14 protein-coding genes are annotated in these 13,760 nt (G+C 58.8%); 5 read left to right on the top strand and 9 right to left on the bottom strand.

The window, feature by feature from the left end; translation table 11 throughout:
* Positions 1–35: 35 nt before the first annotated feature.
* The gene (locus tag V6R85_RS14270; protein WP_035264434.1) at positions 36–818 is read right to left on the bottom strand and encodes an SDR family oxidoreductase; all 783 of its coding nucleotides are present in this window, start codon (positions 816–818) and stop codon (positions 36–38) included.
* A gap of 84 nt (positions 819–902) precedes the next feature.
* The gene (locus tag V6R85_RS14265; RefSeq protein WP_003504906.1) at positions 903–1,766 is read right to left on the bottom strand and encodes a MurR/RpiR family transcriptional regulator; all 864 of its coding nucleotides are present in this window, start codon (positions 1,764–1,766) and stop codon (positions 903–905) included.
* 243 nt (positions 1,767–2,009) lie between these two features.
* Here V6R85_RS14265 and V6R85_RS14260 point away from each other — a divergent pair, with 243 nt between their 5' ends.
* On the top strand, positions 2,010–2,495 hold the full coding sequence (locus tag V6R85_RS14260; RefSeq protein WP_060725424.1) for a hypothetical protein: 486 nt from the start codon (positions 2,010–2,012) through the stop codon (positions 2,493–2,495).
* Between the two features lie 152 nt (positions 2,496–2,647).
* Here V6R85_RS14260 and V6R85_RS14255 read toward each other — a convergent pair whose 3' ends face one another.
* From V6R85_RS14255 to V6R85_RS14230, 6 genes are all read right to left on the bottom strand, one after another.
* Positions 2,648–3,760, bottom strand: coding sequence for an ABC transporter ATP-binding protein (locus tag V6R85_RS14255; RefSeq protein ID WP_111834667.1), 1,113 nt, complete (start codon positions 3,758–3,760; stop codon positions 2,648–2,650).
* Between the two features lie 185 nt (positions 3,761–3,945).
* Positions 3,946–5,178 carry an extracellular solute-binding protein gene (locus V6R85_RS14250; RefSeq protein WP_003516773.1) on the bottom strand — a complete coding sequence of 411 codons (1,233 nt, stop codon included), beginning with the start codon at positions 5,176–5,178 and terminating at the stop codon, positions 3,946–3,948.
* A gap of 40 nt (positions 5,179–5,218) precedes the next feature.
* Complete coding sequence (locus V6R85_RS14245) at positions 5,219–6,076, bottom strand: carbohydrate ABC transporter permease (protein WP_003516772.1); 858 nt, start codon at positions 6,074–6,076, stop codon at positions 5,219–5,221.
* A complete protein-coding gene (locus V6R85_RS14240; RefSeq protein WP_060725421.1) occupies positions 6,073–6,957 on the bottom strand; it encodes a carbohydrate ABC transporter permease in 885 nt (294 codons plus the stop codon). The genes V6R85_RS14245 and V6R85_RS14240 overlap by 4 nt, the downstream gene beginning before the upstream one ends.
* A gap of 11 nt (positions 6,958–6,968) precedes the next feature.
* Positions 6,969–8,150, bottom strand: coding sequence for a Gfo/Idh/MocA family protein (locus V6R85_RS14235; protein WP_111834666.1), 1,182 nt, complete (start codon positions 8,148–8,150; stop codon positions 6,969–6,971).
* Positions 8,151–8,265: 115 nt separating this feature from the next.
* Positions 8,266–8,448 carry a hypothetical protein gene (locus V6R85_RS14230; protein WP_035212808.1) on the bottom strand — a complete coding sequence of 61 codons (183 nt, stop codon included), beginning with the start codon at positions 8,446–8,448 and terminating at the stop codon, positions 8,266–8,268.
* Positions 8,449–8,601: 153 nt separating this feature from the next.
* On the opposite strand from V6R85_RS14230, the gene V6R85_RS14225 reads away from it, so the two are divergent.
* Genes V6R85_RS14225 through V6R85_RS14210 form a run of 4 tightly spaced genes read left to right on the top strand, consistent with a single transcriptional unit; the run spans position 8,602 to position 12,499 of the window.
* Positions 8,602–9,354: a GntR family transcriptional regulator gene (locus tag V6R85_RS14225; RefSeq protein ID WP_003504923.1), complete on the top strand. Its 753-nt coding sequence runs from the start codon at positions 8,602–8,604 to the stop codon at positions 9,352–9,354.
* A gap of 26 nt (positions 9,355–9,380) precedes the next feature.
* On the top strand, positions 9,381–10,403 hold the full coding sequence (locus V6R85_RS14220; RefSeq protein ID WP_080866459.1) for an SIS domain-containing protein: 1,023 nt from the start codon (positions 9,381–9,383) through the stop codon (positions 10,401–10,403).
* Complete coding sequence (gene nagA, locus V6R85_RS14215) at positions 10,400–11,569, top strand: N-acetylglucosamine-6-phosphate deacetylase (RefSeq protein WP_099085844.1); 1,170 nt, start codon at positions 10,400–10,402, stop codon at positions 11,567–11,569. Before V6R85_RS14220 ends, nagA begins: the two co-directional genes overlap by 4 nt.
* A 3-nt stretch (positions 11,570–11,572) precedes the next feature.
* Positions 11,573–12,499 carry an ROK family protein gene (locus V6R85_RS14210; protein ID WP_003504929.1) on the top strand — a complete coding sequence of 309 codons (927 nt, stop codon included), beginning with the start codon at positions 11,573–11,575 and terminating at the stop codon, positions 12,497–12,499.
* A 6-nt stretch (positions 12,500–12,505) separates the two neighbouring features.
* Here the strand turns inward: V6R85_RS14210 and V6R85_RS14205 are convergent, their stop codons facing one another.
* Positions 12,506–13,759, bottom strand: a complete 1,254-nt coding sequence (locus V6R85_RS14205; RefSeq protein ID WP_111834665.1) for an FAD-dependent oxidoreductase — start codon at positions 13,757–13,759, stop codon at positions 12,506–12,508.
* Between the last annotated feature and the right edge of the window lies 1 nt (position 13,760).

The raw sequence follows: 13,760 nt of genomic DNA, 5'->3' as shown, positions 1-13,760 counted from the left end.
TTTATTGCGCATTGGAACCGGTGAGACGGTTTTAATCAGTAGTGTTCGGATTGCGAGAAAGTCCGGGCAAGCGGTGCCTGCCCCGCCGTGAGACCACAATCAACCGGCAAGCACACGCCGCTGATGGCGGCGGCCTGCGGGCCGGCCAAGAAAGCAACCGCATTGGCCACATCTTCAGGTCGCACGATCCGCTGCAGCGGATACCAGTGCTTCGCCTCCTCGAAGACCTGAGGATTGACGGCGGCCCGCGCCTCCCATGCCTGCGTGCGCACAGTGCCCGGCGCAACGGCGTTGGAGCGGATGCCGAATTTGCCGTATTCGACGGCGATCAGCTTGGTCAGATGGATCAGCCCGGCCTTTGCCGCGCTATATGCAGGGTGGCCGAATACCGCCATGCCGTTGACGGAGGTGATGTTGACCACCGACCCCTGGGTACGCTTCAACGCCCCCTCGAAAGCCCTGAAGCAGAGAAACGGGGCTTCCAGATTGAGGATATTGTCCTTGCGCCATATGTCGGCGGTCGTGTCATGCAGGCTGACCGCCCTTGCGGCACCCGCATTGTTGACGAGGGTCGCGACATCACCCAGTTCCGCAACCTCGGCGGCCAGCCTCTCAAGGTCCTGCGGATCGGTGACATCGCAGGTTTTCGCAACGAAGCGGGGACCGGAAAGCAGGGATAGCGCGCCCGAAAGAGCGTCGGGATCGATATCGACCAACACTACCTTTGCATGGCTTTCAGCGAGCGCCGCAGCAATTGCCCGACCAATATCACCTGCCGCGCCGGTAACGACGGCGAGCTGGTCTTTCCTGTCCTTCATCTCCTACAACTCCCTTGAAGCTTTACGACCCGCCACAAAGCGAGGTCTCCGGCAAAGCAGCCTGTGTTTTTCGGCATACCGCCCTCAATCACCGAGCAATTGCTTGTCATCCGGGTCACGATGTTCCACGAGCTGCTGCTTGATATGACGCAACGTCACCATCGACCGTTGCCGTTGGTGATAGGCAGCAAGCGTCGCCAGAACATCGACGGCGGCCAGATAGGCGTAGCGCGATGAGGTGGGGCGGAAGATATTGTTTCCCTCGGGTACATTAACGGCCACCACCATATCCGCAGCCGCGGCAACAGGCGTGTCGCTCTGGGTGAGTGCAATGGTGGTAACCCCCATTTCCCGCGCCAGCCTGAAACATTTCACCAGTTCCATGTTGCGGCCGGAAAAGGACGAACCGATGATGACGTCTTCCTTGCGCGCAGCGGCGGTCATCATCAGCTGCATGCTGTGATCGGCGCTGGTCGAAACGCGCAGACCCAGGCGGAACAGCCGGTTCTGGATTTCCGAAGCGATCATCGAGGAATTGCCGCCCGCGCCGAAGGCGTAGATCATGCCGCTATTGGCGATCCTGATCGCGGCCTCATCGGCCAGAGCGGGATCGAGCGTCCTGTGCAGCAGGAAAAGCGCTTCCTGCGCCTTGGCAAGCACCTCCTCCGCGACATCGGAAGGGCCGGTGCTGGAGGGCTCGGAGGTAAGATATCGGATACCCACATAGGCCGTCTTGGCGAGGCTGACCTTGAAATCCGAAAAGCTCTGGCAGCCGAGACGCCGGCAGAACCGCGTCACCGTCGGCGGAGATACTTCGGCGCGGGCCGCAAGCTCGATGATCGAGGCATTGACGGCGAATTCGAAGTCCGAAACCAGAATATCGGCGATCCGCCGTTCCGATTGCGAGAACTGCCCCCTGTCTTCCTGTATCCTTGCGAAAATATCCATGTTCACCGGTCTCCGTTCCGCCAAAACTTAAGCCTTGGCTCCGTTACCGATGCACCCTAATAAAGCGCGCCCGTCAACCGCATAGCCCCCTGAATCGATCCTGTTTCGTCCCATTGACGACACGACGGACACCTCTGATTTGAAAATTATTTTCTCTGTTGATTGATAGATGAGCATATGCCAACAATCTTCACCAGAGAAAACTCCAAATCTTGAAAATAATTTCAAAAACGGACCCAAACCATGCGTGACCCCTTCAAAAACCCCTTTCCCGCAACGGACGTCGCCCGCCATTCTATCTGGGAGATGCTGGTGACGCGGGACATCGACGCATTCCTTACTGCCGACTGGTCGAAGGTCGCGGATGATTTCGTCGAGGACGGCTTTCTCGGCATCAACGCCAACCGGGATGCAAACCCGGACAATTGGCGCCTGTCCTTCCCATCGCTTGAGGCCTATCGCGACGAGTGGTTGCGGCAGGCGCAGGATTTCCAGACACAGCAATTCGCCGAAGACCCGCGGGGTGCGATCTTCACGACCACCACGCTGGAAGAAATCGAAGTGGAAGGCGAGACCGCGCTGGTCCGCAAGAAGTTCGACGGCGGGCTTCGCAAGGCCGATGGCAGCTTCGACGTGATGAAATGGCAGACGCTCTATTATTGCCGGCTGCATGAGGGCCGCTGGAAGATCAGCGGTTTCACCGGCTACATGCCCAATCCTATGCCCTGATCCAACGGACTTGGCAGACAGTTTCGAACGCCGGGCCGAAAGCCCGGCGTTATTTTTTCGTCTGGAAGACGAAGAAGAAAACCGACGAAAATGGATCTCGTCAGAGAAAACCGGGCATGGGGAGACAGATTTCATGGCCCGGTTCCTGCCCTTTATTGTATCAGCTTGAGGACGGAGAGATCGACGCGCCGTTCCAGCGCTGTGCCGCTTTCATCGAACAGATGGCAGTCCGACGCCTTAATGCCGGTGACGATGAGTTCGTCGACAACAACCGGCGCGGAACCGGAAAGAAGCGCGCAATAATTTTCACCCGTGGGCGCGACGCCATAAGCGATCGTATTTACACCCAGCCGCTCGATAACGCTGGGCGCGACCTTGATATTCAGGTCGGCCGTTTCGAGACCGGTATGTTCCGGGCGAATGCCGAGCGTCAGCTGCGTGCCTTCAAGACCGGCGCGCGGCTCCACCGGCACGGTGATTGTCTGGCCCTCATACTCCACGGTCACACCATCGGCGCTGACGGATTTGCAGGTGACCTTCAGGAAATTCATTTTCGGATTGCCAATGAAACCGGCGACGAACAGGTTTGCGGGCTTGTGGTAAAGTTCCAGCGGCGCCCCGACCTGGGAGATTTCGCCCGCATTCAGCACCACGATGCGGTCGGCCATGGTCATGGCTTCCACTTGGTCATGCGTCACGTAGATCATCGTCGCCTTCAGCGTCCGATGCAGATTGGTGAGCTCGATACGCATGTCGGCGCGAAGTGCGGCGTCAAGGTTGGAAAGCGGCTCGTCGAACAGGAATATCTTCGGCTCGCGAACGATGGCGCGGCCGATCGCTACACGCTGGCGCTGGCCGCCGGACAACATGCCGGGGCGCTGCTGCAGGCGCTGGTCAAGTTGCAGGATCTTGGCGACACCCTCGACCTTTTCCTTGATCTTGGCCTCCTCCATCTTTTCGACTCGGAGGGGAAAGGCGATGTTTTCGAAGACCGTCATATGCGGATAGAGCGCATAGGACTGGAAGACCATGGCGATGCCGCGTTTCACCGGCGGCAAGTCATTGACCTTCACACCGTTGATGACGATATCGCCGGCGGAAATATCCTCAAGGCCGGCGATCATACGCAGCAATGTGGATTTGCCACATCCCGAGGGGCCGACAAAAACGACGAACTCGCCATCCCTGATGTCGAGCTGAACGCCCTTGATGACTTCGAAATGTCCATAGTTCTTGCGGACGTTGTTGAGATAAAGCTGACCCAAAACTTGCCTCTCCCGTCACCAGCCGACATCAGGCTGCGTTCAGAGACGTTCCGCAACACGGAAAAATCGCGTCGAACCGGAACGGTTGAAAAACACGAGACGCCCCTTCCGTCATAACGGCAGGCATTCTCGCGGCGGATTATGGGGTTGCGGGCGACCTGCGCCCGCAACCGTATCAATGTGGATTACTTGTACTGCTCGAGAGCTGCAGAGGCCTTCTTTGCGGCATCTTCCGGTGTTGCCTTGCCGGTAACGACAGACTGCACCATCTCGATCATCGTGTCCTGGAAGCCCTTGTAGTCAGTGAAAAGCGGCTCGGGACCGCCATAGGCGATACCGTCGATGAGCGGCTTCCAGAAGGGGTCCTTGGCGATGAATTCATCAACCTTGGGCGACGGACGAAGCGGGGTGAGGCCAGCGCCGCCCTGCAGTTCGTATTCACCCTGCGGGCCGGGCGAGGTGATGAACTTGGCGAATTCGGTCGCCTTTTCTTCGACACCGGTTCCCTTGAAGATCGCGAGGCTGTCGGTGATGAGCAGCGTGCCGGGACCCTTGGCTTCAGGGCCGAGCGGCAGGGTTGCGATACCCCAGTTGATCTTGGTTTCCTGCAGGCGGGTTGCGGCACCCGATCCCGCCTGGATCATGCCGACCTTGCCATCGAGGAAGATGGCGCGGATTTCGTTCTGCTCGTAGGCCGTCGGACCTTCGACGGAGTAAGGCGTGATGTCCTTGTAGGCCTTCAGAGCTGCAAGAACCTGCGGGCTGTCGACGGTGATCTTGTCGCCGTCGATGACCTTGCCGTTATTGGTGTAAACCCAGTGCATGAACTGGTGCATGGTGTTGTCGAAGGTCTTTGCGGGCAGACCATAACCGGCGACGCCGGTCTTTTCCTTGATCTGCTTCGCAAAGGCGATCTCTTCAGCCCAGGTCTTCGGCGGCACTTCCGGATCGAGACCGGCCTGCTTGAAGAGGTCCTTGTTCCAATAGAGCGCCTTGGTCGAGAAGGCGACGGGCACGCCCCACTGCGTATCCTCGAAGGTAACCGTGTCGACGATGTTAGGATAATAGGTCTTCTTTTCGTCTTCGGTCATCGGCACCGGAACGATGAGGTCGTTCTGTGCGAACTGCTTCAGCGTGCGCGAACCGACATAGGCCATGGCGACCGGAGTGCCGGCGGCAGCGAGCGTGGTTGCCTTGTCCTGGCACTGCGCCCAGCCGACGACTTCCGGAACGACCTTCCAGCCGGCATTCTTGCCTTCCCATTCCTTGATGTATTTTTCATGGATGGGGTCCATCTTGTCGCCGCAATAGATCCAGCTGATCTCCTTGTCGGCGGCGTGTGCCGCCACCGTGCCAAGGGCAGTGGAACCGGCAAATGCGAAGGCGCAAAGCGCCAATCCGTAATGTTTCAGTGCCATAGATAGTCTCCCGTTTTCTGGTGGTCGTTCCTATTGTTGATTATTTCACCGCGCCTGCGGTAAGCCCGCTGACGAGATAGCGTTGCATGAAGAAGATGACGACCATGGCCGGCGCAATGCCGACGAAGCTGGCCGCCATCAACTCATTCCAGACGACTTCCTGACGACCGAAATAGGCAAACAGGCCGATGGGCAGCGGCATATATTCGGTCTTGGAATTGAAGGTGAGCGCGAAGATGAACTGCTGCGCATAAGCACCGATGAAGGTGGTGATGGACACGACGGCGATGCCAGGCATCGCAAGCGGCAGGATCACCCGGCGGAAGGTATAGAAATAGCTCGCGCCGTCCACATAGGCCGCCTCTTCCAGTTCGCGCGGAATACGCAGCATGTAGGTTCGCAAAAGCCAGATGGCAGTGGGGATCAAAAAGGCGGCGCCGGGAATGATCATCGCCAGATAGGTGTTCAGGACGCCCATATTGCGCATCAGCCGGTAAAGCGGGATCAAAAGCACCGCACCGGAGAACATGTTGATCGCCAGAAACGCGCCGAGCAATTGCCCGCGACCGCGAAACTGGAACCGCGCGAAAGCATAGGACGCCGGCACCACCAGAAGCAGAACGATGATCGTCGATATCGTCGAGATGAAGAAGGAGTTGAAGACATAGCGGGCAAAGCCGGGAACGCTGACCCACATGGTCCGGTAAGCCTCGAAGGAGCCGTTTTCCGGCCAAAACTTATACGGTGACGAAAAAAGCAGGCTGAGCGGTTTCAGCGAAACCAGAAACCCTTCGACAAACGGCGCCAGCACGAAGGTCAGGAATACGGCGATGCCGCAATAAATCCCGACGATCTCATACCATCTGTAACGGTTGATCATCGCATTTTTGTCGGTCATCGGCTGGTCTCCTGCGAGATACGGCTGGTGATGCGGAAGTAGAAATAGGTGAAGATCGACAGGAAGATGCAGATCAGCACGGCGCGTGCAGCACCCTCACCGTATTTGTAGGAACCGATCGCCGTTTTATAGGTGTCGATGATCATGGTCGTAGTCTGGCCGGTCGGGCCGCCCTGCGTCAGGATCCAGATGATATCGAACGAGTTGAAGGTCGAAATCAGCGATATCATCGACATGGTGATCATGGCAGGCAGCATCAGCGGCAACGTGATGCGGCGGAAGCGATAGGCGCGGCTGGCGCCATCCGTCCAGGCTGCCTCGTAGAGATCCTGCGGAATGGCCTGTATCGCCGCTAGCAGATAAAGCGTCACCATCGGCACGCCGATCCACACATCGGTAATGATCGTCGCCCAGAAAGCCGTGCTGCCATAGGCGAGGAAGGCGACCGGACCGTCCACCAGACCCACGTTCTGAAGGACACCGGAAATCATGCCGAACTGGCCGTTATACATCCAGCCCCACATGAAGATGCCGATAGCCATAGGCACGATCCATGGCGGCATGGTCAAAAGGCGAAACAGCGCCCGGCCGGGAACGGCCGAATTCAGAAGGACTGCACCAAATGTGCCGATGATCATCTTTATCGAGACGGAAAAGAACGTCCAGATAAAGGTCCGCGTGATGACCTCGGCAAAAGTCGCGTTGAAAATCTTCTCGTAGTTGATGAATCCCACCCAGTTCGTCGTTTTTCTAAGCGACGCATCGGTGAAGGACAGGATGAAGGTATCGACGAGCGGATAAGCAACGATAACCGTGATGTATAAAAGCGCCGGCAGAAGAAGAAGCCAGGCGAAGACGACCGCGCTGCGTTTCGCATCCATCGCCGCGCCCCTCAAGCCGATTTCACGGCGGGGGATTTAGGCTGGCCGTGTAGCGCCAGATCATACTCCTCCCACACCGGCTTGAGATCGATCACTTTACGGCCATGGCGCGCTTCATCCATGGCAAGCGCCAGAATTCCGGCCTCTATCGCATCGAGTGCGGAAACCGGCAGCGGCGTACCCTTGACAATATGGGCGATGACGTCCTCCGCCATTTGCTCATCCGCACCATAATGCTGCGAGAGCGTGGTCGCCGCCGAATAGGTCTTGGCAACGGTCTTTTCATTGGTCCGGGCATTGTGCACGTTCAGGAAGCCGCGAACAAAATCACCCTCGGCCATGCCCTTGGCGCCGATCACGCAGAAGCGGCGGAAATCATCGGGAACGTTGAGATTGGTATGGAAGGCCAGCGACGCGCCGTTCTCATATTCGACGATCGCCGTCTGGTAATCGATGATGTCGCCGTCGCTGTCGAAGACCTTGTCGGAGCCCATCCAGCCGCTCGGCTTGCGATGGTAAACCTCCATGTCGTTGATACCGTCATTCTGCGGCGCGTTCGCCGGCGTGAAGCTCTTGCGCCCGCCGAAACTCGATACGAAACGCGGCCGCGCACCGACCACGCCATTATAAAGATCGAGGTCGTGGCAGCATTTTTCCAGCATGAAGGAGCCGGAATAATTCTCGTAACGCCGCCAGTCACGCATGAAGAATGCGCCGTGATAGGGCGGAATATGCTCCGAGGCCTCGATGGAAACGACATCACCCAGCTTGCCTTCGGCCTGCGCGGCGCGCAGATCGCGGTAGAGCGGGGAATAACGCAGGACCAGACCAACGAGCAGCCGCTCGTGACCGTGCTTGTTGAGCAACCGGGCGAGTTCGAGGCTTTCCTCGATGCTGACGACGATGGGTTTTTCAGAGAAGATGGTGCAGCCGGCCTCAAGCCCGATGCGGATATGTTCAAGATGCATATGGTTCGGCGAGCCGATCATCAACAGATCGAATTTTTCGTTTGCGATCAGCGCCTCGGGACTATCGTAAGCCTTGCCGGCCGAAATGCCCTTTTCCTGCAGACCCGGCAGGCCTGCCGGCACCGGATCGACATAACCGACGATCTCGAAATCCTTGTCGATCTCATGAAAAACGTAGCCCAGATAACCGAGACGGAATCCGAGTCCGATAATTCCCACCTTCATGAACTTTGTTCCCTGTTCATTCGTAATTCATTTTCGCAGAAGCGACCATTTCTGTGCTGGCCGTCCAGTTATCTGCGATAATTTTCCGTCACGATGAAATTAATTTTCACGACGGTCAAGTTAAATTCGATTTCACTAACGCTGCCGCCAGCTGGAAACCGATTTTTTCGTCGAGACAGGTGCGAAACAGATCGCCGCCGGCCACCAACGCACAAAACAATACCAAAAAAATGCCAATCGTCCAGAGCATTTCCGTTATCGGGAAATTTTTTTTGGTTAATGCGAAAATATCAAGCACATAGCCTTATTATCAGGCAAAATATCGAAAAAATAACCGATTAATCGTACAAATCCGACAATGGTTTTATTTTGGTATTGCTGATTATGCGGCATATGATATAGCCAGAGCCGGCCATATCGCCGACCACATGGATCGTGACAGAGGTTATGGATGAACGGGGCAGCGCTTAATCTGGATGACCTGCAATCAGGCGGCGGCCCGCTTTACCTGAAACTGCGCCAGACGATTGAAGACGCCATCAATGGCGGCCGCCTGAAGCATGGCGACGCCTTGCCGCCGGAGCGCGATATTGCCGAAAGCGCCTGCGTCAGTCGCGTCACAGTGCGCAAGGCGGTGGATGATCTCGTCCGCGATGGTCTTCTGGTCCGCCGGCACGGTTCGGGCACTTTTGTCGTCAAGCCCATCACCCGCATGCAGCAGCCCCTGACCAAGCTCACCTCGTTTACCGAGGACATGCGCCGGCGCGGAATGACGGCGAGCACACGCTGGCTGGACAGAGGCTTGTTCCACCCGACCGGCGACGAGATGATGGCGCTCGGCCTTTCCCAATCCGCCATGGTGGCGCGGCTCACACGTCTGCGTCTCGCCAACGACCAGCCGATCGCACTCGAAGTCACGAGCCTGCCGGGCGATATTCTGCCCGACCCGCAACTGGTTGAAAACTCGCTTTATCTGGAGCTCGAGAAAAGCGGCATTCGCCCCGTGCGCGCCATTCAGCGCATCTCCGCCCGCAACCTCACCGATGAGGAAACATTGCTGCTTGGGGTCCCGCCAGGCTCGGCAGCCCTTTCCGTTCAGCGAATGGCCTATCTGGAAAGCGGACGCCTCATGGAAATATCCCGCGCACTGTACCGCAGTGACGCCTATGACCTCGTCGCCGAACTGACGATGGGTCCCGAGTGACAAACCTTGATCAAGGACATGAAACGATGACAACCCTGATGCGCCAGGAAATCGATGAGATTCCCGATGCAGTCGCCCGCCTGCTGGACAATGCCAATGCCGACTTCCGGGAAGCCGGCGCTCACCTGAGGGCCCGTGACCCGGCCGTTATCGTCACCATTGCACGCGGTTCCTCCGACCACGCCGCGCATTTCCTGAAATATGCGATCGAATTGCAGACCGGGCTGCCGGTCGCTTCGCTCGGCCCCTCGCTCGCCTCGATCTACCAGACGAAACTGCGGCTGGACCGGGCGGCGGCCTTCGCCGTCTCGCAATCCGGTAAAAGCCCAGATATCGTCGCTCTGGCGGAAAGCGCCCGTAGGGGTGGCGCGCTTACCTTCTCGCTCGTCAACACCCTGCCCTCCGCGCTCGGCGAAGCGGCAAATCACGCCATCAACATCCAGGCCGGTCCTGAAAAAGCGGTGGCGGCAACCAAATCTTTCGTCAACTCCATCGTCGCTGGCCTCGCGATCCTTGCCGAATGGACGGAAGACAGCCTGCTTGCCAAGGCCGTCAGCGCCCTGCCGCAGAATTTCGCCAAGGCCATCGCGCTCGACTGGAGCCAGATCGGCGAAGCAGTCAAGGGCGAGGAATCGCTTTATATGCTAGGCCGCGGTCCGGCTCTCGCCATTGCCGCGGAAGCCGCCCTGAAATGCAAGGAAACCTGCGAACTCCACGCGGAGGCCTATTCTTCGGCGGAAGTCATGCACGGCCCCGTTTCGCTGGTCGCGCCGAAATTTCCCATCATCGCCTTTGCCGCGCGTGACCGCGCGGAAACCTCCGTGACTGACATAGCGGCCGGTCTCGCCGGCAAGGGCGCAAGCGTTTTCGTCACCTCCGCAAAAGGCAGCCCGGCCAAGCCCTTGCCCTTCGTGGAAACCAATCACCCGCTGACCGACGCCCTGTTGCTGATCGCGCCGTTTTACGGCTTCATCGAGCAATTGTCGCGCGCACGCGGCTTCAATCCGGATGCGCCCGTGGCGTTGAAGAAGGTGACGGAAACCCAATGAGCAGCAAGGCATTTGTCGGCGCCCGCATTTTCGATGGCGCCGGGTGGCACGATGGCAAGGTGCTGGTGACCGGTGACGGCCGTGTTGGCGACATAGCCGACCGCATGTCCGTACCCCCAGACGCCGACATTATCGATGCGGAAGGACTGCTCATTGCGCCGGGCTTCATCGACCTCCAGGTCAATGGCGGCGGCGGCGTGATGTTCAACAATGAGCCGGATGTGGAAGGCATTGCCCGCATCTGCTCGGCCCATGCACAATTCGGCACCACGGCGCTGATGGTCACACTCATCACCGACCGGCCGGACATTACCTCCAGAGCCGCCGAAGCCGGCATCGTCGCCCACAAGGCTGGGGTGCCCGGCTTTCTCGGCCTGCATTTCGAAGGGCCGCATCTTTCCGTCGCACGCAAGGGCACCCATGATCCGGCGCTGATCCGAAAGATGGAAACGGCCGATCTTGCGATTCTGACGGGCTGCAAGGCGAAGCTTCCATTCGTGCTGACAACCATCGCCCCGGAAAACGTAACCGAGGAGCAGGTTACGGCGCTGCGCAAGGCCGGCATCGTCGTCAGTCTCGGCCATACCGATGCGGGCCTCAGCGTGGCGACGGCCTATGCCGAGGCCGGTGCATCCATGGTGACACATCTCTTCAACGCCATGAGCCCGCTCGGCCACCGCGAGCCGGGGCTGGTGGGAGCGGCACTTTCTAACGGGAAGCTGGATTGCGGGCTGATCGCCGACGGTTTCCATGTCGATCCCGCCGCGATCAGCATAGCGCTTCGCGCCAAGAATAGTCCTGGCCGCATTTTCCTCGTTACCGACGCCATGTCCACCATCGGCACGGACGATGACGGTTTTGAACTGAATGGCAGGCGCGTCTATCGCAACGGCGGCCGGCTGACGCTTGAAGACGGCACGCTGGCGGGGGCGGATATCGATATGCTCTCCTGCGTCCGCTTCATGCATGAAAAGCTGGACACACCGCTGGAAGAGGCCTTGAGAATGGCTTCTGCCTATCCCGCCGAGGCGGTCGGCGCCTCCGGCAAAGGTAAACTCCTGCCCGGTTTCGATGCGGATTTCGTCATGCTGACACCCGACCTTCAGATGCATTCGACATGGATATCAGGAGAAAAAATCCACGATGCCGCACGTTCCGGAGCCTGAATCATGATCGTTTGTTTCGATATAGGCGGAACGACCATTAAGGGCGCGATTGCCTACGCTCCCGACGATATTCGCCCCGTGCCGCGCATCCCGACGCCCAAGACCAGTTTTGAAGACTTCGCCGCCGGCCTGAAATCCATCATCGATAATAGCGGCGGCACACCCGCCTGCGTGTCGCTGTCGATTGCCGGCGTCATCGACGCCGACACCGGCAAGGCCACTGTCGCCAATATTCAGAGCATCCATGGCAGGGTATTGAAGGACGAGCTGGAAAAGGCGCTGCACCTTCCCGTCATCGTGTCGAACGATGCGGATTGTTTCGTGATCGCCGAATCGGAAATCGGTTCCGGGCGAGGCCATCGCGTGGTCTTCGGCGTCATCCTCGGAACGGGTGTCGGCGGTGGCCTTGTCATCGACGGCAAGCTCATCAACAGCGACGGCGGTTTCGCCGGCGAATGGGGACACGGGCCGGTGGCCGCGACATTGGCCGGAAACCCGCCGGTTTCACTGCCGCGTTTCGAATGCGGTTGCGGCCTTTCCGGCTGCGTCGACGCAATCGGCAGCGCCCGTGGCATGGAAAAACTGCATTCGCATCTTCACCGGCAGGAGATGACCAGCGAGGACATTATTGCGGCCTGGCAGGCGGGCGATGCGAAGGCCGCGAGAACCATCGATGTCCTCATCGATATTCTCGCCTCGCCTCTGGCGATGGTGATCAACGTTACCGGCGCAACCATCGTGCCGGTCGGCGGCGGACTTTCCAATTCGAAGGCGCTTCTCGCGGCTCTGGACGAGGTGGTCAGGAGCCGCATTCTCAGACGCTTCGATCGCCCTCTGGTCGTGCCCGCCATCTGCCGCATTGAGCCGGGGCTGATCGGTTCCGCCGTTATCGGGCTGAAATATGAGAAAGAAGCCGCCGGCACTGCCTGAGCGGCGTCACACCGTCTCGATCTTTTCCCGGCGGAAACCCAGCCCCACCAGCCGGCCGGTGAGATGGGAAAGAAGCGGAAACCGCATGATGGCCAGCACAAAGGCTGGCGGTCCTTTCGGTTTTTCCGCCTCGGCCCGGCCCTTCTTGCCGCCGATACGCATCATCCGCTGCAGAAATTGCGTGGCCTTGGTCGGGAAGGACCGCCGCTTTTCAATTGCGGCAAGATCGTCGTCGGTAACGGCGCGACCGGATACGAGCACCGGCACCAATATATTCGCCGCCGCAACCGCATCCTGAATGGCCAGATTAATGCCGACACCACCGACAGGCGACATGGCATGGGCCGCGTCACCAATGCAGATCAGGCCCGGTTTCCACCAGCGCTTCAGCCGGTCGATACGGACGGTCAGGAGATGCACATCGTCCCAGTTCTTGAGCTCATCCAGCCTTTCGCGTGGGAAAGGGCAGATTTCCGCAACCCTGTCCCTGAAGGCTTCAATTCCCTGCAGCTTTATGTCCGCGAAAAATCCCTTTCGCACCACGTAACCGCATTGCCAGTAATCGCCCCGGTTGATCATGACGAAACCCTGACGCGAGCCGGCATGCCCCATGGTTTCCGTTGGATCACCGGGCTGTTTCGAAAGACGCAACCACAGCACCTCGGTCGGAATGCCGAAACGCTGCACCTCCAGCCCCGCCGCCTCGCGGACGGTGGAGTTACGGCCATCCGCCCCCACCACCAGATCGGCCTCGATCTCGATGATGCCTTCCGGTGTGCTGACCGTGAGACCACCAACATGCCCGCCACGCTCGATCAGGCCGGTCACCGGCGCATTCATCAGCAATCGGAAATTTTCGTATTGTCCCGCCTTGCCGACGATGAAATTGAGAAAATCCCATTGCGGCATAAAGGCGATGAAGCGGTGGCGGACCGGCAGGCGGGAAAAATCCGCTATCGTGACACGCTCGCCGCCGATGACCGCATTCAGCCTTGGCGCACGCGTATGCGGCAGGCTCAGGAACTCATCGACAAAACCGAGTTGCTCCATCAATTCAAGCGTCGAGGGATGGATGGTGTCGCCACGAAAATCGCGGAGAAAATCCCCGTGTTTCTCGACAACGACGACATCGATACCGCTGCGCGCGAGCAGCAGGCCAAGCATCATGCCCGCCGGCCCGCCGCCGGCCACGGCGACGGACGTGCGGATACGCTGAACGGACCTGCCGTCATTTTCCGGAGCGTTTGTCGCCTCTTCCATC

This window comes from Agrobacterium sp. CCNWLW32 (assembly GCF_037083425.1).
GTDB classification, from domain to species: domain Bacteria; phylum Pseudomonadota; class Alphaproteobacteria; order Rhizobiales; family Rhizobiaceae; genus Agrobacterium; species Agrobacterium radiobacter.
This window is presented reverse-complemented; position numbering and strand designations above follow the sequence as displayed.

Coding starts and splice junctions, on each gene's coding strand:
- V6R85_RS14235 (WP_111834666.1), bottom strand. CDS start 8,150: ATGAAGGTGGGAATTATCGGACTCGGATTCCGTCTCGGTTATCTGGGC.
- V6R85_RS14240 (WP_060725421.1), bottom strand. CDS start 6,957: ATGGATGCGAAACGCAGCGCGGTCGTCTTCGCCTGGCTTCTTCTTCTG.
- nagA (WP_099085844.1), top strand. CDS start 10,400: ATGAGCAGCAAGGCATTTGTCGGCGCCCGCATTTTCGATGGCGCCGGG.
- V6R85_RS14245 (WP_003516772.1), bottom strand. CDS start 6,076: ATGACCGACAAAAATGCGATGATCAACCGTTACAGATGGTATGAGATC.
- V6R85_RS14265 (WP_003504906.1), bottom strand. CDS start 1,766: ATGGATATTTTCGCAAGGATACAGGAAGACAGGGGGCAGTTCTCGCAA.
- V6R85_RS14225 (WP_003504923.1), top strand. CDS start 8,602: ATGAACGGGGCAGCGCTTAATCTGGATGACCTGCAATCAGGCGGCGGC.
- V6R85_RS14270 (WP_035264434.1), bottom strand. CDS start 818: ATGAAGGACAGGAAAGACCAGCTCGCCGTCGTTACCGGCGCGGCAGGT.
- V6R85_RS14260 (WP_060725424.1), top strand. CDS start 2,010: ATGCGTGACCCCTTCAAAAACCCCTTTCCCGCAACGGACGTCGCCCGC.
- V6R85_RS14205 (WP_111834665.1), bottom strand. CDS start 13,759: ATGGAAGAGGCGACAAACGCTCCGGAAAATGACGGCAGGTCCGTTCAG.
- V6R85_RS14250 (WP_003516773.1), bottom strand. CDS start 5,178: ATGGCACTGAAACATTACGGATTGGCGCTTTGCGCCTTCGCATTTGCC.
- V6R85_RS14210 (WP_003504929.1), top strand. CDS start 11,573: ATGATCGTTTGTTTCGATATAGGCGGAACGACCATTAAGGGCGCGATT.
- V6R85_RS14220 (WP_080866459.1), top strand. CDS start 9,381: ATGACAACCCTGATGCGCCAGGAAATCGATGAGATTCCCGATGCAGTC.